Raw genomic sequence first — 23,010 nt, 5'->3', positions numbered from 1 at the left:
CCTAGGCAGACGCGACCAGTCGGCCGTGTTCGACCTTGATGCAGTGGTCCTGCACGAAGTCGAGACCCGCTTCCTCGGCTAACTCCGCGGCCTCGTCGCTCTCGATCCCCAACTGGAGCCAGACCGCGCCGGCGTCGCCCCGGCTCTCGTGGCGGTCGATCACGTCCTCGACGATCCCCGGCGTCTCCTCGCTGGGACGGAACACGTCGACCAGGTCGATCTCCTCCTCCACGTCCGCGAGCGAGTCGTACGCTCGCTCGCCGAGGATCTCGTCGGCGTAGGGGTTGACCGGGACGATCCGGTAGCCGTGCTCCTGCAGGTACTTCGGCACGTCGTGGGCGGCTTTCCCCTCGGTCGTCGAGCAGCCGACGACCGCGATGGTGTCGGCCTCGAGCAGCGCGCGCAGTCCGTCGTCGTCGGTGATGGGCATACCCGGCGGTTGGGCCTCCACGACAATAGGTGGTCGGCTCAGGCGTCCGCGAGGTGGACCACGGGCTCTGTGTCCTCCTGTACCTCGACGACGCCGTCGAACAGCTGTTTCAGGGTGTTGATCGTCTGCTGGTCGTGGGCGGTTTCGTCGATGCAGTACAGGCCGAGGCCGTCGACGCTCTGGACGCGGCCGGTGAACACGTGGAGGAAGCGGAACACGGTCTGGAGGTCGGAGTACATCAGCAGCGTCGTCAGCGAGTGGAGCATCACGCGGTTGTGGGTGATGTTCCGGTCCTGGTAGAACGCCTCCAGGAACTCCGAGAGCTGGATCCCGATCCCGGTCATGTCCACCGGCGAGGAGGCGTACTTCACCCGGTCGCGCTCGGGCACGTCGTCGCCCTGCTGTTTGGTGACACAGTCGACGACCGCGACGGGCCGGCTCTCGTAGCTCGTCCGCGTGGCGAACTGCTCCAGCATCCGGTCGCCGCTGTCCTTGGTGGTGACGATGATCGACCCCCCGCCCTTCTCCGTGCCGGCGGCCAGCAGATCGAGACAGAGCGCCCGCTTCCCGGAGAGCGGCGGCCCCGTGAGGAGGATGTTGGTCCCGGGCTCGACGGTCGCGTCGAGGTGTGGCTGGAGATCGTACATCACGCGACGTAGAGGAGAGAACGAGTGAATCCTACGGTTACGCGATGCACTAGCTGCCCGGGAGTCATCGGATGGTTGGAAGATGCTCTGACGCGTTATTATTCTTTGTGATTAGTGGATGGACGACGGCGTCGTCGGCGTCGACGGTGTCCGGCGGTATTCGGAAATCGAACCGAGTGACTTAACTGTGGGTCGGCAGTACGGAGTGGTACAGGGCGCTTAGCTCAGCCTGGACAGAGTACTTGGCTTCGGACCAAGCTGTCGCGGGTTCAAATCCTGCAGCGCCCACTCTTTCGCGGCCCGTTTCGACACTAACACCGAACAGCACGTAGAGATTCGTAACTGCACCTTTTCGGCACTTTCAGTTTCCATCGGCGGGGGTCTCTCAGTCGATACAAGGCCGTCACGGGTTGCGGCCCGTCGGAGTCAGGCGGTTCCGTTCGCAAACGCGGGGTGGTCGGCATGATGGACTTCTCCGCCAGCGTCGACGTCGACAACTGCCAGCACTGCGGCGCCCACGTCAGCGCCGACTTCCGGCGCATATTCGGCGACGGCGGAACACTGCCCACCGCTGCCTCTCCTGCGACAGCCGCCCCCATCTTCAGGCCGGGACTGCAGCCGGGACGTCCGTCTCCTACCCAGATCCTGCCGATCAGGGGTGCCGAAACCGTGGGCCGCGCGTCGCGGCTACTGACAGAGCGAGAAGTCGGTAGCGATCTGCCGAGTGGGACAGGACCCTCCGACCTCGCTGTCCCGACACTCATGTCGCGTCGACGCCGAGCGCGGCGGCGACGTCGAGGCGGCCGGACCCCCCTTCGTTCTCGCTCAGGTCCACGTCGGCCGCGGACTCTCGGAGACGCTCGCGGGCCTCGACGTTCGAGAGGCCGGCGTCGCTCATGAGCAGTGCGCCCGCGCCGGCGACGTGTGGCGCCGCGAAGGACGTGCCCGACAGCCTGATGTAGCGGTGGACCGGCTGCTCTACGTTCGAGTAGATGTTGATCGGCAGGGCCGCCGACAGCACGCCCGTACCCGGAGCGACGAGGTCGATCTCCGGACCGACCGAGGAGAACGCTGCGAGGTCGTCGTTCCGGTCGGTCGTACCCACGGCGACGACGTCCTCGAACGCCGCCGGGTAGGAGACCGTCGATCCGCCGTCGCTCGCGGGCGGGTCGCTTTCGAGGACGCCGTCGTTCCCCGCCGCCGCCACGAGCAGGACGCCCCGCTCGTGGGCGTCTGCCACCGCGTCCGCGAGCATCTCGGACCGTTCGGCCTCCCCGAGGCTGAGGTTCGCGACGTCCCACCCTCGGTCAGCTACGAACTCCACGCCTGCCGCGACGCCGGCCACGGAACCGCCGCCGAACACGCCGACGAGGACTTTCACGGCGTGGAGCGTCGCCGCGGGACTGACGCCGACGACGCCGATGTCGTTGTCGATCCCGCCGACCACGCCGGCGACGTGCGTGCCGTGGGAGACGAGCAGGTCGTCGTCTTGGCCGGGCGGGAAGTCGAACTCCTCGATGTCGCTGATGCCCGGGACGAACGCGGCGCCCCTGCCGAGGTTCGCCGCGAGGTCGGGATGCGTGCTGTCGATGCCGGTGTCGAGTATCGCGACGTTCGCGCCGCTGCCGGTGTACCCCTGTTCCGCGGCCACGTCGGCGCCCGTCACGGAGACGCCGTAGGGGACTCGCTGCCCGTCGACCTGCTGGCGGGGGTGGATCCGCGGCGTGATGCCGCCGCCGAGAGCGCGGTTCTCCTCGACGTACTGGACGTCGCGCCGGGCCGCCAGCGCGTCGATCTCGGACTCGGGCAGCTGGACTGTGAGCGCGTCGAAACCGAACTCGTACTGCACCGTCGACGCGCGAGCCAGTGTGGCGTTCCGGCCGCTCGCCGACGCGTATCCGACGTTGACGGTCACGGGTTCGTCGGCGGTTGGCGTCGCCGCCCCCGTTCCGCTCCCGACCGTCGCGAGCGAACCCGCCGCGAACCCGCTCCCGACCGCTCGGAGCACGCCACGACGGCTGTACGCTGGATCGGTCATCTGCGGGAAGCGACGCTACGGGAGCACTTTACCATGCGGAGCCTACAGAACGGTAGACCCAGGCAACCGCACTCTCCCGGACCTGACCACTCGGTGGTACTCACAGCAGGCCAGCGGCGCGGTAAGGCATCGGCGACGATCGCATCCACGATCCCGCGAGGAAGCGCTGGCAATGGCCAATCCCGGTAACTACGAACCGGAGGAGCCCTGGATCGGCGTCGACTGGACGCGTGAACGTCCCCACCGATGGTTCCAGCGAGTAGCTGCCGTCGTCGGTATCCGTATAGCGAGAGCGGGAGAAAACCGACCGCGATTCGTGTTCGACTACGTCTTCACGCAGCTGCCTCGACGTACCCGCCGACGCCCTCCACGATCGCGTCCACGTTGTACTCGTCCTCGTCGATGTCGAAGATCTCGTCGCCGTCGACCCGGACCTCGAACACGCCGCCGTCGCCGGTCACTAACGCCACGCGATCCACCTTCAGCCCGTACTCCTCGAGGATCGCTCCTTGCAGTTCCTGTGCTCGCTCGCGGTGTCCACACGGGACACAGTACTCGATTTCGACGGCTGTCATAGCGTCCGTAGCTACGGGATGTTCCGTGTTAAACCCAAGCACGCCGGCACAGCCACATCACGATCACCGCGTATGTCGGAGGCAGGCGGCGGACTGCCGCTCGTTCGTCGACTGAAGCTCCGGATCCTCGTGCTCACACGGCGTCTCGAACGCGTCGAGTCGGTCGAGCGCACGCTCCCGGTCGCCGTCCAGCACGTCGTCGATCGCGCCCTCCAGCACCGCCTCGGCGTCGTCGTCGGCGAGCGTCCCCGGGACGTCGTACGCCTCACGGATCGCCGTCGTCGTGTCGTGGCGATCCGTGTCGATATCGTCGTCCCGCAGCGCGAGCCGGAGGTCGAGCACCGCTCTGTACTCGCCGTCGTCGAACGCATACTCTTCCGGCGGGATCACTTGCGGACAGCGCGGGTGGAACGAACAGCCCGCCGGCGGGTCGATGGGGTCGGGGACGTCCCCGCGGAGTTCGACCGGATCGCCTCGGTTCCGCGGGTCGGGGTCGGGGATGGCGTCGAGCAGCGCCTCCGTGTAGGGGTGCTGGGGGTTCTCGAACAGCGCCTCGGTCGGCCCGACCTCGACGATCTCGCCGAGGTACATCACCGCGACGCGGTCACAGATCTGCCGCACCACGTCGAGGTCGTGGCTGATCAGCAGGATCCCCAGGTCGAGTTCGTCCCGGAGGTCCGCGAGCAGCGAGAGGATGTCGGCCTGGATGCTCACGTCCAGCGCGCTCACGGGCTCGTCTGCGACCAGCAGGTCCGGGTCGAGCACGAGCGCGCGGGCCAGCGCGATACGCTGTTTCTGCCCGCCGGAGAACTCGTGGGGGTAGCGGTCGGCGTCGTCCGCGGAGAGCCCGATGCGTTCGAGCACGTCGGCGACGATCTCCGCCTGTCGCGCCTCGTCGCGCAGGCCGTGGGTCTCGAGCGGGTCGGCGATCGATTCGCCGACGGTCGCCTGCGGGTCGAACGCGGAGTCGGGGTCCTGGAACACGACCTGTGCGTTCCGCCGGAACGCCTTCCGCTCGGCCCGCGACTGGTCGGCTACGCGTTCGCCCTGGAACCGGACCGCCCCGCCGGTGGGCTCTTCGAGGTGGAGCAGCGTCGTCGCCGCCGTCGACTTCCCACAGCCGGACTCCCCGACGAGGCCAACGACCTCGCCGGCCTCCACGTCGAAGGAGATCCCATCGACGGCTTTCACGTGGTCGCTGACGCGGCGCAGCAGGCCGCTCCGGACCGGGTAATGTTTCTCCAGATCGCGCACCGAGAGCAGGGGTTCCTCAGTCATCGTTCGTGTCGGGGAAGGACATCGGTGGGTGGTGGTCGTCGCCGTACAGCAGACAGGACACCTCGTGGCCGTCGTCGACGCGCTCGAACGCCGGCTGCTCACCGGCGCGGCAGTCCTCGACTGCATGTTCACAACGCGGGTGGAACCGACAGCCGTCGGGCGGATCGGTCGGATCGGGCGTCGTGCCGCCGATCGTGTCGAACGCCTGGCCGCGGCCCGGGAGGCAGTCGAGCAACGCTCTGGTGTATGGGTGGGCGGGGTTCTCGAACAGCTCGTACACGCCGCCGGCCTCCATCACCTTCCCGGCGTACATCACGACCACGCGGTCGGCGATCTCCGCGACGACGCCGAGGTCGTGGGTCACGAACAGCAGCCCCATCCCGCGTTCGCTCTGGATCTCGTCGAGCAGGCGGAGGATCTGGGCCTGGATCGTCACGTCGAGCGCTGTCGTCGGCTCGTCCGCGATCAGCAGGTCGGGGTCGCCGGCGAGCGCGATCGCGACGACGACGCGCTGTTTCATCCCGCCGCTGAACGAGTGGGGGTACTCGTCGAACCGGTCGGCAGCGTCGGGAATCCCCACGCGGTCGAGCAGGTCGATCGCCTCCGCCCGCGCGGCCTCCCTGTCGAGATCGCGGTGGGCCCGGACGGTCTCGACGATCTGTTGGCCGACCGTGTACATGTCGTCGAGCGCGCCCTGTGGGTTCTGGAACACGTGGGCGATCCGGTTCCCGCGGTACTCGGTCAGCTCCGACCCCGTCCGCTCGGTCAGATCGTCGCCGTCGAACCGGACCTCGCCGTCGGTGATCGCGCCGGAGTCCGTCGGGATCAGCCGCGTGATCGACTCGCAGGCGACGGTCTTCCCGGAGCCGGACTCGCCGACGAGACAGACCGTCTCGCCGGCGTCGACGTCGAAGGAGGCGCCGTCGACCGCCTTCACTACCCCGGCTTCGGTGTCGAACTCGGTGTGGAGATCCCGCACCGAGAGCAGGGGGTCGCTCACGAGCTCCCCCCCTCCCGCGTGTCGAGCGCGTCGCGGAGGCTGTCACCGGAGACGTTGAACGCCGCGACGGCGAACGCGAGCAACGCGACCGCGAACGTCGTCACCCACCACTTCTGGTGCCACGGCATCGTATCGCTGACGAGTCCGACCCGGATGACCCGGCCGAGCGACTCCGAGGCGATCCGGCTGAGGCTGAGGTACGCCAGCGCGACCTGTGCGAGCACGAGCAGCGGCACCCGCCGGCTGAGCGCGGTGACGATCGTCCCCCGCGCGTTCGGGACGATCCGGTCCCGGAGGATCTGCAGGTCGCTCGCGCCCGTCGCCCGCGCGGCCAGCACGTACCCCGAGGATCGCTGTCGGAGCGCGTTGCTTCGGACGACCCGGGCGACGCCACCCCAGTTGAGCAGACCGAACACCGCGACGAACGCGAACAGGCCGCCGTCGGCGACCCCCTCGTAATCACCGAGGAAGAACGTCGCGAGCAGGATGTACACCACGATGGCGGGCACCGTCTGCTGGATATCCACGTAGCGCATCAGGATGTCGTCGACCAGGCCGCCGTAGTAGCCCGCGACCGCGCCGACGGTCGTGCCGACGACGCCGATGAGCACCACCGTCGGGAGGCTGACCTGTAGCGCGATCCGGACCCCGTAGACCAGCAGTTCGAGCATCCCCTCCCCGTAGCGGTTCGTCCCGAGCGGGTAGCGCCACGTCCCGTGACAGTAGCCGTCGGCCACCTGCCCGACGCAGTTGTAGTAGTGGATGTCGTCGACGTACACAGTGGTGAACACCGGGGGCTGGAGCCGGTACTTGAGTTTGGGGTAGCCCGTGTCGAAGAACAGCCCCGGGCCCAGGAGGCCGATAGCGGTGAGGACGCCGAGAGAGAGGAGCGCGGCCAACCCGATCGGGTGTGAGCGCAGCCGGCGGAGCAGGCGCCGCGTCCGGTCGGGGTCGGCCGCGAGCGGGTAGAGTCCGTAGCGTACGACGAACACGCTCGCGACGAGGAGTAGCCAGTCCGCGCGGGTGACGTCCCAGTTCAGGACCGCGACGAGCTCCTCGGGCGCGACGATCGCGTCGTAGGCGTAGAGGGCCGCCAGCAGGAGGAACGCGGCGAGAAGGCCGAGCGTCCGCTTCCGGACCGTGAACCGGCTGTCGCGTGCGTCCCACTCCACCTCGGTGAAGGCGGCAGACTCGAACTCTTTGGAGGGCATCGATCTTCGCGGTTCAGGAACCATCAGGAAAGTTTATAAGACTTTATGTTGGAGATGAACGCCATGGCAGCGGTCGCTTCGCTCGCTCGATCAGTGGTCGGGTGGTCCCCGTGAGCTACGTCAGCTACCTCCTCCGGCGGTTCGCGTTCGCCGTCTTCTCGGTGTACGCCGCCGCGACGGTGATGTTCGCGTTCACCATCCTCCAGATACGCATTATCCTCCGCCAGCAGCTCGCGCTCCTGCGGTGGCAGAACGCGACCGAGCGGGAGATCGAACGGTTCCGGGAGGCGTTCGTCGCCCAGCGCGGGCTGGATCAGCCCCTCCACGAGCACTACTTGGGGTATCTGATCGACCTCACCACGCTGGAGTGGGGACAATCGGTCGCGTACGGCGAACCGGTCGCGGCCGTGCTCGACGGGCGGGTGGTGACGACGCTCGAGTACGTCCTGCCTGGCGTCGCTATCGCCATCGTGCTCGGTGTCCCGCTGGGGGTGTTGGCAGCGTTCGAGAAGAACGGCGCCGTCGACTGGAGTGCACGACTGAGCACGTACGCGCTGCTCGGGATCCCCGTGTTCATGGTGATCACGTACGTTCTCGCCGTCGTCTCCCCTGCCCGCGCGGGTCCGCTCACCGGTAGCGGGCCGTACGTTCACCCACAGGTGATCGCTGCCTTCACGGTCGCGGTGAGCCTGCTGGCCGGCCAACTCCGGTTCAGTCGCTCGGCCGTGCTGGATCAGACGGGCCGGGAGTTCGTGAAGATGCTGCGGGCGAAGGGGATCTCCCGGCTTACGCTCGTGCGGCACGTGCTCCGGAACGCGGCGCTGCCGATCGTCTCGCTGTCGCTGACGGAGCTGCTGGCGGTGCTGGTGTTGAACATCTACGTGATCGAGGAGATCCTCCCGATCGACGGGCTGGCACGCGCGAGCCTGGTGGCGGTCGATCAGGGCGACATGTCGCTGGTCACCTGGTCGACGCTCGTGATCGTGTTCCTCGGCATCGCCGGGAGCTTCCTCCAAGACGTGCTGTACGGCTATCTCGACCCGCAGGTTTCCGTCGAGTGAAAAAAAAAAACGAAAGGTGGTGACGCGCGCCGCTTCCCCTCCTCAGTCCTGCTGGTACTCCTTCTCGAAGCCGCGGAACTCGGTGCGGTGGGCCTCCTCGTCGGCGAGGATCGTGACCGCGAGGTCCTCCGTCACCGGGTCGTCCGCCGCCTCCGCGGCGTCGATCAGTTCGCGGTAGGTGTCGATGGCGTCCTCCTCGGCGTCGAGCACGCCACGGATCACCGAGAGCACGTCCGTGGAGTCCTCGGGCGGCTGGAGGGAGTCCTGTCGCGCGACGAACTCGCCGGAGCTGGGCGGGCGTGCGTCGAGCTGTTTGAGCCGGTTCCCGAGCTGTTCGGCGTGGCCGAGCTCCTCTTGGATGTCCGTCTGGAGGCTCTCCTTGATCTCCTCGGCGCGGACGCCGTCGAGCACGATGGCGTTGGTCTGGTAGTTCATCACCGTCTCCATCTCGTCGCCGTACGCCTTGCGCAGCAGGTCGATGACTTTCTCAGAACTCATGCGGTTAGATTTGTGCCCGACGAACGAAATATCCGTCGGCGGTACCCGTCCTCCGAGAGACACCGCCACCCGCTACTCGTAGGTGTGGACGTCGCCGGTCGTGTTCTCCTCGATGTACGCCCAGTCGTAGTCGACGCCGAGCCCCGGCCCCTCGGGGACCGAAACCGTCCCGTCTTCGACGGCCTCCATCATGTCGGAGTAGCCGCCCTCGTAGACGGGCGGCTGGGTGTTCTGACAGTACGGGTGGACCAGCGCCATCTCGTAGTAGTTGGAGTTGCGGCAGGCGGCGATGCAGTGGCGCTGTGCCGGCCCGGGCGCGTGGAACTCGATGTCGAGCCCGAACGCCTCGGCGACGCGGGCGACCTTCATCGCGCCCGTGATCCCGGCGTCGTACTCGGGGTCCGCACGGAGGAAGTCCGTCGCGTCGTTGGCCGCGAAGTCGGACTTGAGTTCCAGCCCGCGGACGTGCTCGGTCTGGAGGATCGGCGTATCGAGCTTCTGTGACAGCTTGCGGTGGGCGTGCTGGGAGATGCCGCCGTCGCGGAACGGGTCCTCGTACCAGAAAAAGTCCTGTTCGTCACACGCCTTCCCGAGTTCGAGCGCGTCGGCGAACGTCTCCAGCTCGCAGGCGGGGTCGTGCATCAGGTCCATCTCGTCGCCGACGCGCTCGCCGACGGCGTGGACCGCCTCGACCTCGCGGTCCAGGTCACGGGAGGAGTCGCCGCCGCCCCAGCCGTGGATCTTGAAGCCGCCGAACCCCGCGTCGCGACACTCCTCCGCGAAGTCCGCGAACGCCTCCGGCGAGTCGAGACCGCCGGCGTCGTCGCCGTGGTACGTCGACGCGTAGGCGGGGATCTCGGTGCGGTAGGTGCCCAGCAGCTCGTGGATCGGCGCGTCGTAGTGCTTGCCCGCGAAGTCCCACAGCGCGATGTCGATGGGGCCCATCCCCATCCGGTCGTACTTCCGGAGCGCGCGCTTGATCTCCGACCAGTGTTTCTCGCGTTCGAGCGGGTTCTTCCCGATCAGGTACTTCGCGATGATGTTGTACTGCGCGGCGGCGGGGGAGTTCCCGCCGACGTACTCGCCGGTGATCCCCTCGTCGGTGTGGATCTTCACGCCGAACAGTTTGCGGTAGGTGGTCTCGCCCGGCTCGTAGACGAGGTTGAAGCCGTGTTCGTCGGTGCCCACGTCCTCCAGCGGGTACTCGAACTCCCGGCTCTCGATCTTCGTGATCGTGGGTGCCATGGCCTCCGACTCCGGGGGCAGTCCCTAAAAATCCCCTCAAGCACGGCGACCCGGACCGACTATCGTCCGTCCAGTGCGCCCATCCGCTGGATCCCCGGCTCGCCGAACCGGAACGCACAGCCGACGTGGGGCACCTCCAACACCCGCGGGTAGCGGAACGAGGTCGCGTGTTCGTGGAGCACCTTCGGGTCGGCACCGACGCCCTGCCACATGTCGTGGTGGGTCGGGAGCAGCCGGTCCAGTTCGAGTTGGTTCGCCGCCTCGACGATCTGGTTCTCGTCCATGTACCACCGCGTGCGCTCGCCGTACCCCGATTCGGGCTCGTAGATGTTCCCGACCGAGCCAAAGGCCAGCGCGCCCACGTCGATATCGAACTCGGCGGCGATCTCGGGGAACGCCGCCGGCGCCGGCCGGCTGTCGCCGGCGTGGAAGAACGTCCCCGACTCGTGTTCGATCACGTAGCTCACCGGCTCGATCGCGTCGGGGTCGTTCGCCCCGCGGACGTGGACGGTGAAGTCGCCCACCTCGAACTCGTCGCCCTCGGCGATCACGTGTTTCTGCTCGTCGGGCGCCCGCATGTCGCCGCCGTAGTGGGGCTCCTCGTAGGAGGCCTCGGGCGCGTAGAGCTCCGCGCCGAGGTCGTTCACGAGCGGGTCGTAGGACGGCGGGTGCATGTGGTCGATGTGCTCGTGGGTGGCGAGCACCGCGTCGCAGTCCGTGGCGTCGGCGGGGTCGATCGGGACGGGGATCATCCGGACGATGTTCGGCGGGTCGCCGTCGCCGAAGTACGGGTCGACGTACAGCGTCGTCGACGCCGAGCGGAGCACGAACCCGTTACAGCCGAGATACCAGCCGACGACGCCGTCGCTGGGGTCAGCCGCCTCCACCTCGTCGCGCACGAACCAGTCGTCCCACGTCGAGTGAACCATGGCCGCGTGGTTCGGCGGGGGAGGGCAAAGCGTTGGTGCCCGAGCGCGATCAGTTCTCTTGGATCGCGTCGATCACCATCGCGGCGGCGACGACCGGCTCGGTCGGCACGTCGCTCGCGTCGTCGATCGTCACCTCGTAGCGGTCACGGATCGACAGCTGGCCGTCGATGGTGCCGACGTGGTCGCCGTCGGCGTCGGTGATCTCGTACTTGTGGGGGATCCAGCCGCCGAACGGGACGATGTTGCGCGCCATCGTCGTGAGCGCGCCCCGGGAGTTGATCTCCGCGAGCCTGGCCTCGGTGTCGGCGTCGCGGATCGTCCAGGTGTCCTGTAGCAGCGAGTAGTCGTTGTCGAGGATCACCAGCTCCTCGTCGGTCTCGGCGTCGGTCAGCGTGTAGTCGCCCGCCACGTCGAGCATGCTGCCGGCGTTGACCTCGAACACTTCCCGGTCGTTCTCGTCGACGAACGGGAACTGCTCTTTCAGCTTCAGCATCTTCTGTTTCCCGCGCAGTACCAGGTTCCCGTCGGCGTCGAGCGCCCGGAACTTGTTCCGGATCAGCCCCTGCTCGACGGTGTAGCTGTCGTCGGTCAGCTCGATGCGTTCGAGCGAGTAGTCTTCGGTCACACAGGCGATGTTACCCGATCACTCATAAACACCCGCCTCGTGTTTCCGACCGCGAACGCGGCGCCCCGGCTCAGAGCTCCACGGTTTCGCCGGTCTCGCTGGCCTCGTACACCGCCTTGATCGTCCGGATGTCGGTCAGCCCGTGCTCGCCGTCGGGGTGAGGGTCCTCGCCGGTCAGCAGGCAGTGTGAGAAGTACTCGAACTCCTCCTCCATCTGGTCGGCCTGCTCGAAGGCGATGTCGACGCTCGTCTCGCCGCGCTCGATCGTGAGCGCGCGGTCGTCCCACGGGTAGAACGACGGCTCGACACGGACCCGGCCCTCGGTGCCCAGCACCTCGATGTGGCTCGCCATGTGGGCGTTCTGGCTAGCGGTACAGACCGCGAACGTATGCCCCGGGAAGTCGAGCTGGAACGCGGCGTGTTCGTCCGGCACGTCGTCGAACTCGGGGTTCACGGACGCGACCGTCCCGCGAACGCGCTCGGGGTCAGAACCGAGCAGGAATCGCGCGGTGTTCAGCGGGTAGAGCCCGATATCCATCACCGCACAGCCGCCGGAGAGTTCCCCGTCCAGCCGCCACTGGTCGGGGTCGGGCACCAGTTCGAGGATCGGCTCGGTCATGTTCCCGTTGACGAAGATCGGTTCGCCGATCAGCCCTTCGTCGACGAACTCCTTCGCCCGCCGAACCGCGGGTTCGGTCTGCATCCGGTAGGCGATCATCAGCGTCGCGTCGTGCTCCGCGACGACCTCGACCATCCGCTCGGCGCGCTCGATCGTCGCCTCCATCGGCTTCTCACAGAGGATCGCCTTGTCGAGTTCGGCGGCCGTCTCGACGAACGGGAGGTGGAGCGCGTTCGGCGTCACGACGTAGACGGCGTCGTAGGCGTCGCTCGCTTCGCCGTCGTGGAACGCGTCGTAGCTGATCGCGTGCTCGACCGTCTCCGAGTCGGCCGCCACGTCGGCGGCCTTCTCGGTGTCGCCGCTGACGAGCACGGTCGTCTCGCACAGCTCGGCGTTCGCGACCGCGGGCATCGCCTGCTCCCGGGTCCACCAGCCGACGCCGACCATCGCGAAGCGCACGGGGTCGTCGGTCGCTTCGAGTTCCTGCCAGTCCCGCCGGTCGAACGACTCGGCGAGCGTCTCGAGATCCATGGACGCCCGTCTCGACGGGAGCGCTAAAAAAGACGTTGTGACGGAGGACGCCGCGGCGACGCCGCTTCAGTAGCTGTCGTACACCGTCTTCGAGATGGTGTAGAAGTCCAGCCCGGCCTCGCCCTGCTCGCGGTACGTCTCGCTGGAGGAGGCCTTCATCCCGCCGAAGGGGACGTGGAGTTCGACCCCGGTGGTCTGCTGATTGACCTTCACGACGCCCGCCTCGATGTCGTCGACGAAGCTGTTCGCCTCGGTGTGGTCGTCCGTGACGATGCCCGCCGAGAGGCCGTACTCGACGTCGTTGGCCACTTCGAGCGCCTCGTCGTAGCCGCTCACGGGGATCACCGACAGCACCGGCCCGAAGATCTCCTCCTGGGCGATCCGGCTGTCGTTCTCCACGCCGGCGAACACCGTCGGCTCGACGAAGTACCCCTTGCGGTCGAGCGCGTCGCCGCCGGTTTCGAGAGTCGCGCCCTCGTCCTGCCCGATCTCGACGTACTCCAGCGTGCTCTCGAGTTCGTCCTTGCTGACCTGCGGGCCCATGTCGCCGCCGTCGAGCCCGTTGCCGGGTTCGATCCCCTCGGCCTGCTCGACGATGGCGTCGACGAACTCGTCGTACACGTCCTCGTAGACGATCGCGCGGGAGCAGGCGGTACAGGCCTGCCCGGTCACGCCGAAGGCGCCCCAGGAGACGATCTTGGCCGCCTTCTCCACGTCAGCCGAGTCGGAGACGACGGTCGGGTTCTTCCCACCCATCTCCAGCTGGACGCGCTTGCCGTCGTCGGTCGCGGTGTCGTAGACGATGTCGCCGACCTCGGCGCTGCCGGTGAAGGAGACGACGTCGACGTCCTCGTGGCCGGCGACGACGTCGCCGACCTCGCTGCCGGGGCCGGTGACGACGTTGAGCGCGCCGTCGGGGAGGCCAGCCTCGTCGAGCGCCTCGGCGATCGCGTGAGTCGGACCGGGCGCGAGCGTCGCGGGCTTGATGACCGCGGTGGTGCCGGCCGCCAGCGCGGGCGCGATCTTCCACGCCGGGATCGCGATCGGGTAGTTCCACGGTGTGATCAGGCCGGCGACGCCGACGGGCTCCTGTTTCGTTCGGAGCACCGTGTCGCCGCCGCTGGCGCTTTTGACCTCGCCGCCGATGTCGCGGGCTTTCGAGCCGTAGTAGTCGAAGATGTCGATGGCGCGCTGGACCTCGCCGCCGGCCTCGCGCTCGGTCTTCCCCTCCTCCCGGACGAGCTGTTCGGTCAGCTCCTCCTTCTCGTCCGCGAGGATCCCGCTCGCCCGCGAGAGGACTCGGCCGCGCTTCGGGCCGGGCGTGTCGCCCCACTCGTCGGTGGCTGCGGCCGCCGCCTCGACCGCCCGCTCGGCGTCTTCCGCGCCGGACTGCGGGTAGGTGCCGACGACCTCGTCGGGGTTCGCGGGGTCGTGCGTGTCGAACGTGTCGCCGCTTTCGGCGTCGATCCACTCGCCGTCGATGTAGTTCGATCTGCTCGCCATACACCCCCGTTGTGGCGGTCCGGGGATAACCCTTTACGCTGCGGCTCGAACGGTGTTCAGATAAGGATGGAGTGTGAGGCGGAGCGGTTTTCTCGTGATCTATGCCAGAAAAACCCCGACTCAGCGGGTTTTCGAGCGATACTGAGTTAGGTTTTGTGGAGCGAGAGTCAACACCGACTGAGTTTATGGAGCTCGGTATTCAGCTCCATCTGCAGGACTATCTCTTTCAAATACCGTATCAATTCTCAATAAATTCGGTGTTAATCGAGCACGATCAACCGTCCACAACTGGGTTCACAAGGAAGATCTACAGCCGGAAGAAGGCCGAAATCCGGATCACGTTGCGGTTGATGAGACCGTGATCCGACTGAATGACGAGCAGTATTGGCTGTACGCTGCTGTCGATCCCGCTACCAACGATTTGCTACATCCAAGGCTTGAGCCAGTCCGAACCAACGCTTTTGCTCACGCATTCTTTGACGAACTACCCGAGAAACACGACGTTGATGACGCCGTGTTTCTCGTCGACGGTGCTGCACCGCTCCAAGATGGCTGCTCTCGACACGCCTTAATTTCAGATATGTACAATGTAGGGTAGAAATAGCGTCGAACGTGTGTTTCGAGAGATAATACGAAGAACTACCTGTTTCTCGAACTGTTTCAGCAACGTACACCGAGAAACTGCCGACGAGTGGTTACGTTCCTTCAGCTCCGGATGGAATCAGCTTATCTGAATGCTATCTGCAATAGAGGAAACATTTTTTTAACTCTAAGTAATTTATATATTCCGTGGCATGGGATTGGTCCCACTTGGAGGCGTCCAGTCGACGCAGAATCATCAGAGGAACGGCAGCCGCGGCAGCCGGAATCGCGAGCCCGGCAGTAACGCTCGGGAGCGCTTCCGGCGGCGACGGTCACGGTGCCGAGGAAGCCGGTATCCTGACGGCAGTCCAAGAGCTCCTCAATCAGCACAAACACGAGCAGGCGAAGCGTTTGCTGGACAAGCAGGGCGTCGAGTACGAACACCAACGCGCCGCGATGCCGCGAATCAGTAACGGCGAATCCGACAGCGGCGGAGGGTTCTCGACGCAGTCGGAGTACGATAAGGACCCCTCGTGGTTCTCGCAGTTCGCCTTCCACAACTACGACAACGTGTATCGCTCACACGCCGATTGGGGGCTCGAATTCGACGAGAGTGGCTCGGATCACAAAGTAGACTCTGCAGGTCGAAGGATGGGATCGGGCTTACCGTCAACGGTGACTACTGGGAGCCAGTGCTCGACTCGTGGGAGTTCGAGGAGCAAACGTCGCTCCGGAAGCGTGATCGCTACGGCCGCGGCATCATCGGGGAGTTCGATGATCCCGAAAGCGGCGCGCCGTCCTGGGAGCGACAGAGCTGGCAACACCTCGACTTCCGGAAGACGGAGTCCGGCGAGCACAACATCTACGGAACGTACGTCCACTCGTGGAACAAGTACTCCGTCCCCGGCGGAATCACCTACGGGTTCGGGGTAGGTCCCATTACCGTCGGCACGTCGACTTCGACCGGCTACTGGAAGAAACGTAGCGACGTAACCGAGTGATACAATGGCATCCGAAACATCCCACCTCGATGTGGATGACGAGTACAGTGTTCCCCCGGTGGTAGTGTTTCTCGCTGGGTTCCTGCCAGCAGGGTTCGCAGCGACGACGTTCGTCGGTCATACGGTCATGGAGGCGACAGGTGGACAGCCAACTACGACGCCGTGGTTCTTCGCGTTCTATATCGGCCTCCTGCTCATCGGCGTGAGCCTGATGTACGTCGGGGTAATGCGGGGTGTCGAAGAGGCGGTGACAAAGGCGAACTGAATCTGCCTCACCCCCCGAGTACCGTATCCCCGGCCGCATCTGCGAAGCGCCGCCTTCGCGTTCTGCTCGACAATCAGCACCGCCACTCCGGCTTCGTTCGCGACCAGGGCTGGAGCGTCCCCGTCACGATCGGGCAGCACCGGTCGATGAATGACGGCGCGTGGCGTCAACAATGCTCGCTGTCCACGTTCGTCGAGGAAAACCGAGACCGCGCGCGAGCGCGAAACGCTCGAGAAATACGAAGAACTCGCCCGCCACCTCGAACAGAAGGCGGACCTCGAACGTGAGGTGACCATCTGATGGGACTCAAGGAAGGGTCGGAAGAACGATTAGTGGCACTGCCAAATTAAGCCAGTTTGAGAAGTGAGCAGTTCGTTGGTTGTGGTGTCTATGCAGAACCAAGAACTGCTCAAAGAGACGTTGGACACAGCGAATCTTGAATGTTGGAAGCGGGAGCGGGGCGGTGTTCATCCGTATCTGAACACCGCCCCCGGCTCGCCCCCGAGATTTATACCCCCCACGCGAGGCAGTTCCCGCATGCGCTACTACCGCCACGAGCGCGACGGCGACGCCCGCCTGCTGGCCGTCGACGACGCGGAGGCTCGCGATCTGACGGCAGTCAAACCCCGACTCGGCTCGTTCCGCGATCTCGCGGCGGCCGCCGACGTGGCGAACGTCGGTGTCGACGTGCTGGCCGCAGACGTGTTCGCCGACGCACCGACCGTCGAGTTCTCCGTCGTCGATCTCGCCCGTCCCGTGGTTCCGGAGGAGGTGTGGGCCGCCGGCGTCACCTACGAGATCAGCGAGCAGGCCCGCGAGGAGGAGAGCGGGATGGCCGACGTCTACCTCGACGTGTACGACGCCGAGCGCCCGGAGATCTTCTTCAAAGCCACCCCCAGCCGGACGGTCGGCCCGGGTGACGCGATCGGCGTCCGCGGCGACTCCGACTGGAACGTCCCCGAACCCGAACTGGGGCTGGTGCTGTACGACGGCGAAATCGTCGGCTACACCGTCGGCAACGACGTGAGCAGCCGCGACATCGAGGGGGAGAACCCACTGTACCTCCCGCAGGCGAAGGTGTACGACCGCTGCTGTTCGATCGGTCCGTGCGTCGTCGGTGCGGGTGGCGTCGACGATCCCCACGACCTCGAGATGTCGATGCGGATCGAGCGCGACGAGGAGACGGTGTACGACGACGCGACCTCGACCGCCGAGATGGCCCGCAGCTGCGAGGAGCTGGCCGACTACTGGCAGGCCCACAACACGGTGCCGGAGCTGGGCGTCCTGCTCACCGGCACCTCGCTCGTCCCTGAGGGCGAGTTCACGCTCCGCCCGGGCGACACGGTCCGCATCGACATCGAGGGGATCGGCGAACTGGTGAACCCGGTCGTCGGGGTCTGACGCCTCACTCCGCCTCGAGCCGCCGGTAGAGCAGGTACGGGTAGACGGTCAGGGCGACCGTCGTCACCACCAGCGGGCCGACCAGCAGGAGCATCGAGAACTGTGGGAAGACCGCACCGAGAAGCACCGCCAGCGCGGTGAGTTTGAACAGCGTCGCGCCGACCGCGTGCGTGCGTTCCCAGACCGCTTCGCTCTCCAGCGTCCACGGGGTACGGATCCCGACCACCCAGTTCTGCTCCGCCCGCTCGAGCACCACGCCGGCCGCGTAGAGCAGGCCGGCGACCGCGACCAGCACCAGCGAGACGAACGGGAACCGGTAGCCGAGGTTGTACGCGACGATACCGACGTGGACGACGCTCAGCGTCGCGGCGAGTCCGACGACGAACCAGTCGTACGTCGCGCGGAACCGCTCGATGTTCTCGCCCTTCGGGTCGACGCGGGGGAGCACGTACAGTGCGCCGAGCAGCAGCGCCGTCAGTCCCGGCACCAGCCCGAGCGCGATCGGTTTCGACAGCGTGGCGTCGGGCTCGCCCGCCGGGTTCCAGTGGGTCGCCATCTCCGCGGGGAGATCCGGCGCCACGAGCAGTCCGGCCGCCGCGGCGAGGGCGACGATCACGCCCGCCAGTCCGAACCGTCGGCTCGTGTCCATGCCGCCGTCGATGCGCGGCCGACGGATAAACGTGGACCGGGACCGCTCAGCCGAGGAAGCGCTGAGCCCGCCGCGAGACGGCCGTCCGGAACGTCGCCTCGTCGACCGAGTGCCCGCCCTCGAACAGGCGGCCGTGCTCTTCCCGGTAAACGTCCTCCAGAACACGTTCCCGGAGGCTGTCGACTGTCGGCGCTTGCCCGCGCTGTTCGAGTCGCTCGACGGCTCGTTCGAACCGACGCTCCGTGGCGACCGCCGCGGCCAGCGCGTCGGCGTCCTCGGCGTCGAACGGTTTGGACTGTTCAGAAATTCCAGAGTTTGTGAGCTTTGCACGCCCGCCGCGCTTGTCACGAATTACGACGCCGGCGGCAGGACCGTCGTACCACGCCGACTCCGGCATCGAGTAGCTCCCCGAGTCGAAATCGCGACTGGGTAGTTCTCGTTCGACCGCGTTCACGGGGTCGAGGCCGAGTCGGTCGTAGATCCCCTGGACGGCGTCGGGCGGGCGGAACGCGTCGGCGCCGGTGTGGTACACGTCGAGGCCGAGAAACGGCGGCAGCCGTTCCCAGTCGTAGTCGATCCGGTCGCGGTGGGTCGCCCAGCCGACGAACGTGAGATCGGTCACGTCGTCGACGGCCTCGCGAAGCGCCGCGCGGTCCAGCCGTTCCCGAACGTGACGGACCGCCCGGCGGCACTGTCGCGGGACCGCGTCGTCGTCGCGGTAGGGACGGTGCTCGCCGCCGAACTGGATCGCCCCGGAGTCGCGGAGTTGGAACCGCAGGAGCGAGCCCTCGACTACCTCCAGCAGCCAGAGGTGGCCCGCGAACTCGGGGGCGTCCGGATCGCCGACCTCGGGGATGGCTGGGTACTCCTTCACACAGGCGCTCCGGCGGCCGTCCGGGTATGGCTTCCGGCGTCGCGAGTCGGGCAGTGGGCCCACCACCCTTAATCCGCCTCACACCGAAGCCGTCGGCATGATCACGAGCAGGCGTATGGCCGCGGTGGATCGCAACGCGGCGGCGCTGGGCGTGCCGCTCCGGGTCCTGATGGAGTCCTCGGGCAACGCGGTCGCGGAGCGAACCCGGGAGCTCACGACCCCCGGCGACGCGGTGGCGCTGGTCTGTGGCCGGGGGAACAACGGCGGCGACGCGCTCGTCGCCGCGCGCTTCCTCGACGACCGGGACGTGACGGTCCACCTGCTGGGCCGGCCCGAGAGCATCTCCACCGACATCGCCCGGGCGAACTGGGACGCGCTACAGGCGGCCGAGATCGACACCGAGACCGTGGCCGACTCCCGCGCGTTCACGCTCGACGATCCGGACCTGATCGTCGACGCGATGCTCGGCACCGGGATCACCGGCGACCTCCGCGAACCGGAGGCCAGTGTCGCCCGCGCGATCAACGACAGCGCGGCGCCCGTGCTCGCGGTCGACGTCCCCTCGGGCGTGGACGCGGACACGGGTGCGACACCCGGGGGCGTGGTCGAGGCCGAGCACGTCGTGACGTTCCACGACCTCAAACCCGGGATCGCGGAGCACGCCGACGTGACTGTCGCGGACATCGGCATCCCCGAGGCCGCCGAGGAACTGGTCGGGCCGGGCGACGTGGAGGTGTTGGGCGACGGCGGCAGCCGGAAGGGAGAGAGCGGCCGAACCTACGTCATCGGCGGCGGCCCCTACACCGGCGCACCCGCCCTCGCCGCCGGCGCGTCGCTCGCCGCGGGCACGGATCTGGCGTTCGTCGCCTGTCCCGAGTCGGTGTTCGAACCGATCGCGGGGTACTCCGAGGATCTGATCGTCCAACCCTACGGCGACGACTCCGAGACCGCGGATCACCTCGCGCCCGAACACGTCCCGGACCTCGTCGACACTGCCGAGCGTCACGACGACACCGTCATCCTCGGGCCGGGACTGGGCCGCCACCCGGAGACGGAGGAAGCGGCGCGGCAGTTCCTCGCGGCGTTCTCCGGGAGTGCGGTCGTCGACGCCGACGCGCTCCCGCTGGTGCCGGAGGTCGACACCGACGCGGAGCTGGTGCTCACGCCGAACCGCTCCGAACTGGCGGAACTGGGTGGTCCCGACACCGACGATCTCACTGCCGCGGCCGACGAGATCCGCGATCTCGCCGCGGAGTTGGGGCAGACGATCCTCGCGAAGGGTGCGGTCGACGTGATCACCGACGGCGAGGCGGTCCGGCGCTGTCGGGCCGGCACGCCGGGGATGACCGTCGGCGGCACCGGCGACACGCTCGCTGGCGTCGTCGCCGCGCTGCTCGCCCGCGCCGAGCCGTTCGAGGCCGCCTGCGTGGGGAGCTACGTCAACGGTCGCGCCGCGGAGCTGCTCGATCGAGGCGACGGCCTGCGCGCGACCGAACTCCAAGAGACCATCCCGGACGCGCTCGAAGGGGACGACGATGCGTGAGAACGAGGACGACGTGGCGGGCGTGACGCCCGACGAGGACGAGGACCTCATCGACGCGATCGACGATCCGGTCGACGGCGACGAGGGTGACGACGGTGACACGACCGACGACAGCGCCGACGACGAACTGACCCACACAACCGAGTCCGGCGACGTGCAGATGGTCGACGTGGGCGAGAAGCCCGATACTGGTCGACGGGCGGTCGCTCGGGGAGAGATCCGACTGACGGAGTCGACGATCGACGCCGTCCGCGCCGACGAGATCGGGAAAGGTGACGTGCTCGCGACCGCGCGGGTCGGCGCGATCCAGGCGGTGAAACACACCTGGGAGACGATCCCGATGTGTCACCAGATTCCGATCACGAACGTGGATACGGCGTTCGACGTGCGGGACGACCGGATCGAACTCGAGGTCGCCGTCGAGACGACTGGGAAGACCGGCTGCGAGATGGAGGCGATCCAGGGCGTGACGACCGGCCTCGGCGTGGTCTGGGACATGGTGAAGGCCGCCGAGAAGGAGGTCGTCGACGAGTCCGACGAGGTCGAGTCGAGTGGGTATCCGGGGACGGAGATATCGGGTGTCGAGGTCGTGCGTAAGGAGAAACGGGAGTTATGACGGCAGTTCGTTGGCTGTTTGGCTGGTGGGTGTACTTCGATGGTTGTCAGGTGGGTCGGTAACAGCATCTCGATCGTCGACCACTTGCGACCGCACCGCGCCGCACAGCCCACACTGCTCGCGGCTCACTTCGTTCGCCGCTCGCTATCGAGGTGGTTTGCCTCGCCTGCGGCGAGTTTTCCCGCCTCGCTTCCTCCCCAGCCGACTCCTTCCCTCGTTCCACTCGGTCAGTCGTCCCTCGCGCTGACTCGCGGACGGAGCCGCTCGCGCTTCGCGCCGACAGCGACTGCGGTGCGGTGTCGGTGGACGCCTCGCGCTCGCCAGCGGTCGGCGAGCGCGGGGGGAGGGGTGGGGACTCGGCGCTGCGCCGTTGACGAGAATCGAAGATTCTCGTCTGCCAATCAGAAATCTCCGATTTCTGATGATGGACCTCGTGTCCGGCGCACTGCGGTCACAAGTGGTCATGCTTCGAGATGCTGTCACCGTCGCGGTTGCTGTCAGCGCAAACGATCACAGAATCGCAGAACGTGCCGAAGACCCAGTACCAGAACCCGAAAACTCAGACTTCCCCAGCCTCGGCGTCGACGGCCACCGGCTCCAGATCCGCGGCCTTCGAGCGCGCCTTCGACACGACTGACGGCGGCGCCTCGAACTCGATCACGACCTGCTGGTCGCCGTAGGACTCCTCGTGCACGTTCCCGTTGTCGTGGATCCACGAGACGACGCTCATCGCCTCGTCGGTCACGGGCAGCAGCAGGCGCTCCTCCTCCCAGTCCGGGAGTTCGCGTTCGACACGATCACGCAGCGCGTCGACCTGCTCGCCGGTCTTGCCCGAGACGATCACGGGGTTGGGCGCGAGCGCCGAGAGCGCGCGCTTCCGGCGCTCGATCTCGGGCTCGGAGAGCTTGTCGGCCTTGTTGAACACCGTGACGATCGGCGCCTCGTTGCGGTCCGAGAGCGTCTCGTGGGAGGTGACGAGCTTCTGGCGCATCTCCTCGACCGGCTCGGAGGCGTCGACGACCAGCAGCACGAGGTCGGCGTAGTACACCGAGTCCAGCGTCGACTGGAACGACTCCACCAGCCAGTGGGGGAGGTCGGAGATGAACCCGACCGTGTCGGTCAGCAGCACCTCCCGCGTGCCGGTGTCGGCCTTCCGCGTCGTGGTGCCGAGCGTGGTGAACAGGCGGTCCTCCGACTCCGCGGTCGCGTCGAGATCCGGATGCTGTTCCTCGTTCTCGTCGACATCGAGTTCGCTCGCGAGGCGGCGGAGCAGCGTCGACTTCCCGGCGTTGGTGTACCCCGCCAGCGCGACGAGGTCGAACCCCTGATCGCGGCGCTGGGCCCGCCGTTTCTCCTCCTTCTCGGCGATCTGATCGAGTTCCTCCGAGATGCGGGAGATCTGGTTCTTGATGTCCTGCTCGCGGGACTCGTCGTACTCCCCGAGCCCCATGAACCCCGGCCGCTCGTCGCGCTGGGCGAGGCTGGCCTTGGCCTCGGCTCTGGGGAGTTCGTAGCGCAGTTCCGCGAGTTCGACCTGCAACTGCGCCTTGCGGGTCTGGGCGCGCTGGCCGAACAGTTCGAGGATGAGGGTGAACCGATCGAGCACGTCGACGCCATCGGGGAGCTTCCCGCCGACGTTGTACGTCTGGAACGGGCCCATCTCGTTGTCGACGACGACCGTGTCCGCGTCGGTCCGTCGCACGAGGGTAGCGAGTTCGTCGACCTTCCCCTCGCCGAAGTGGTAGGCGGCGTCCTGCGTCCGCCGCTGGCTGAGTTCGCCGACCACCTCGTACCCCGCCGAGCGGGTGAGGTCGGTGATCTCCTCCAGGTCGGCCTCGCCTTCGTCGACGCGCTTGGCGACGACGGCGCGATCAGTCGGAATGGCTGGC

At 67.0% G+C, this 23,010-nt stretch carries 22 protein-coding genes, 1 tRNA gene and 1 pseudogene; 8 read left to right on the top strand and 16 right to left on the bottom strand.

What is annotated here, in order from left to right; genetic code table 11:
* Position 1 precedes the first annotated feature (1 nt).
* Entirely contained in the window at positions 2-430 is a 429-nt protein-coding gene (locus tag B4589_RS02590; RefSeq protein WP_079232803.1) for a CoA-binding protein, read from the bottom strand.
* 38 nt (positions 431-468) lie between these two features.
* A complete protein-coding gene (locus B4589_RS02585; protein ID WP_079232802.1) occupies positions 469-1,077 on the bottom strand; it encodes a recombinase RecA in 609 nt (202 codons plus the stop codon).
* A 213-nt stretch (positions 1,078-1,290) separates the two neighbouring features.
* Here B4589_RS02585 and B4589_RS02580 point away from each other — a divergent pair.
* Positions 1,291-1,365 (top strand) — tRNA-Arg (locus B4589_RS02580).
* 472 nt (positions 1,366-1,837) lie between these two features.
* Here the strand turns inward: B4589_RS02580 and B4589_RS02575 are convergent.
* From B4589_RS02575 to B4589_RS02555, 5 genes are all read right to left on the bottom strand, one after another.
* Complete coding sequence (locus B4589_RS02575; RefSeq protein WP_079232801.1) at positions 1,838-3,115, bottom strand: S8 family peptidase; 1,278 nt, start codon at positions 3,113-3,115, stop codon at positions 1,838-1,840.
* Positions 3,116-3,447: 332 nt separating this feature from the next.
* Positions 3,448-3,690 carry a SelT/SelW/SelH family protein gene (locus B4589_RS02570; protein WP_079232800.1) on the bottom strand — a complete coding sequence of 81 codons (243 nt, stop codon included), beginning with the start codon at positions 3,688-3,690 and terminating at the stop codon, positions 3,448-3,450.
* Between the two features lie 63 nt (positions 3,691-3,753).
* The gene (locus B4589_RS02565) at positions 3,754-4,968 is read right to left on the bottom strand and encodes an ABC transporter ATP-binding protein (RefSeq protein WP_079232799.1); all 1,215 of its coding nucleotides are present in this window, start codon (positions 4,966-4,968) and stop codon (positions 3,754-3,756) included.
* Positions 4,961-5,968: an ABC transporter ATP-binding protein gene (locus B4589_RS02560; RefSeq protein WP_079232798.1), complete on the bottom strand. Its 1,008-nt coding sequence runs from the start codon at positions 5,966-5,968 to the stop codon at positions 4,961-4,963. Before B4589_RS02560 ends, B4589_RS02565 begins: the two co-directional genes overlap by 8 nt.
* Entirely contained in the window at positions 5,965-7,179 is a 1,215-nt protein-coding gene (locus B4589_RS02555) for an ABC transporter permease (RefSeq protein WP_079232797.1), read from the bottom strand. Before B4589_RS02555 ends, B4589_RS02560 begins: the two co-directional genes overlap by 4 nt.
* 110 nt (positions 7,180-7,289) lie before the next feature.
* Between B4589_RS02555 and B4589_RS02550 the strand changes: the two genes are divergently transcribed.
* The gene (locus B4589_RS02550; protein ID WP_143414252.1) at positions 7,290-8,240 is read left to right on the top strand and encodes an ABC transporter permease; all 951 of its coding nucleotides are present in this window, start codon (positions 7,290-7,292) and stop codon (positions 8,238-8,240) included.
* 42 nt (positions 8,241-8,282) lie between these two features.
* Here the strand turns inward: B4589_RS02550 and B4589_RS02545 are convergent, their stop codons facing one another.
* The 6 genes from B4589_RS02545 to B4589_RS02520 form a co-directional block, all read right to left on the bottom strand.
* Complete coding sequence (locus B4589_RS02545) at positions 8,283-8,738, bottom strand: ferritin-like domain-containing protein (protein ID WP_079232795.1); 456 nt, start codon at positions 8,736-8,738, stop codon at positions 8,283-8,285.
* A gap of 72 nt (positions 8,739-8,810) precedes the next feature.
* Complete coding sequence (locus B4589_RS02540; RefSeq protein WP_079232794.1) at positions 8,811-9,983, bottom strand: mandelate racemase family protein; 1,173 nt, start codon at positions 9,981-9,983, stop codon at positions 8,811-8,813.
* A 59-nt stretch (positions 9,984-10,042) separates the two neighbouring features.
* Entirely contained in the window at positions 10,043-10,912 is an 870-nt protein-coding gene (locus tag B4589_RS02535; RefSeq protein WP_079232793.1) for an MBL fold metallo-hydrolase, read from the bottom strand.
* 49 nt (positions 10,913-10,961) lie between these two features.
* Positions 10,962-11,537 (bottom strand): LURP-one-related/scramblase family protein, encoded by a 576-nt coding sequence (locus B4589_RS02530; RefSeq protein WP_079232792.1) that lies wholly within the window; start codon positions 11,535-11,537, stop codon positions 10,962-10,964.
* A 70-nt stretch (positions 11,538-11,607) separates the two neighbouring features.
* Positions 11,608-12,687, bottom strand: coding sequence for a D-xylose 1-dehydrogenase Gfo6 (gene gfo6 / locus B4589_RS02525; protein ID WP_079232791.1), 1,080 nt, complete (start codon positions 12,685-12,687; stop codon positions 11,608-11,610).
* Between the two features lie 66 nt (positions 12,688-12,753).
* Positions 12,754-14,190, bottom strand: coding sequence for an aldehyde dehydrogenase family protein (locus B4589_RS02520; RefSeq protein ID WP_079232790.1), 1,437 nt, complete (start codon positions 14,188-14,190; stop codon positions 12,754-12,756).
* Positions 14,191-14,291: 101 nt separating this feature from the next.
* On the opposite strand from B4589_RS02520, the pseudogene B4589_RS02515 reads away from it, so the two are divergent.
* From B4589_RS02515 to B4589_RS02500, 4 genes and pseudogenes are all read left to right on the top strand, one after another.
* Positions 14,292-14,924 (top strand): annotated as a pseudogene (locus tag B4589_RS02515) (IS6 family transposase).
* 540 nt (positions 14,925-15,464) lie between these two features.
* Positions 15,465-15,773, top strand: coding sequence for a hypothetical protein (locus B4589_RS02510; protein WP_079232789.1), 309 nt, complete (start codon positions 15,465-15,467; stop codon positions 15,771-15,773).
* A 4-nt stretch (positions 15,774-15,777) separates the two neighbouring features.
* Entirely contained in the window at positions 15,778-16,038 is a 261-nt protein-coding gene (locus tag B4589_RS02505; protein WP_079232788.1) for a hypothetical protein, read from the top strand.
* Positions 16,039-16,575: 537 nt separating this feature from the next.
* Positions 16,576-17,439, top strand: a complete 864-nt coding sequence (locus B4589_RS02500; protein ID WP_079232787.1) for a fumarylacetoacetate hydrolase family protein — start codon at positions 16,576-16,578, stop codon at positions 17,437-17,439.
* Between the two features lie 4 nt (positions 17,440-17,443).
* Here B4589_RS02500 and B4589_RS02495 read toward each other — a convergent pair whose 3' ends face one another.
* Positions 17,444-18,088: an SdpI family protein gene (locus tag B4589_RS02495; RefSeq protein ID WP_079232786.1), complete on the bottom strand. Its 645-nt coding sequence runs from the start codon at positions 18,086-18,088 to the stop codon at positions 17,444-17,446.
* 46 nt (positions 18,089-18,134) lie between these two features.
* Positions 18,135-18,962: a hypothetical protein gene (locus tag B4589_RS02490; RefSeq protein ID WP_079232785.1), complete on the bottom strand. Its 828-nt coding sequence runs from the start codon at positions 18,960-18,962 to the stop codon at positions 18,135-18,137.
* 97 nt (positions 18,963-19,059) lie between these two features.
* Between B4589_RS02490 and B4589_RS02485 the strand changes: the two genes are divergently transcribed.
* Both B4589_RS02485 and moaC read left to right on the top strand, forming a co-directional pair.
* Positions 19,060-20,505, top strand: coding sequence for an NAD(P)H-hydrate dehydratase (locus B4589_RS02485; RefSeq protein ID WP_079232784.1), 1,446 nt, complete (start codon positions 19,060-19,062; stop codon positions 20,503-20,505).
* Entirely contained in the window at positions 20,498-21,121 is a 624-nt protein-coding gene (gene moaC / locus B4589_RS02480; protein WP_079232783.1) for a cyclic pyranopterin monophosphate synthase MoaC, read from the top strand. Before B4589_RS02485 ends, moaC begins: the two co-directional genes overlap by 8 nt.
* Before the next feature lie 559 nt (positions 21,122-21,680).
* Here the strand turns inward: moaC and hflX are convergent.
* Positions 21,681-23,003: a GTPase HflX gene (hflX, locus tag B4589_RS02475; protein WP_079232782.1), complete on the bottom strand. Its 1,323-nt coding sequence runs from the start codon at positions 23,001-23,003 to the stop codon at positions 21,681-21,683.
* Positions 23,004-23,010 lie beyond the last annotated feature (7 nt).

Source organism: Halolamina sp. CBA1230, assembly GCF_002025255.2.
In the GTDB taxonomy this organism is placed as follows: domain Archaea; phylum Halobacteriota; class Halobacteria; order Halobacteriales; family Haloferacaceae; genus Halolamina.
Note: the sequence above shows the minus strand (reverse complement) of the source record. Positions and strands in the feature narration are given on the sequence as shown.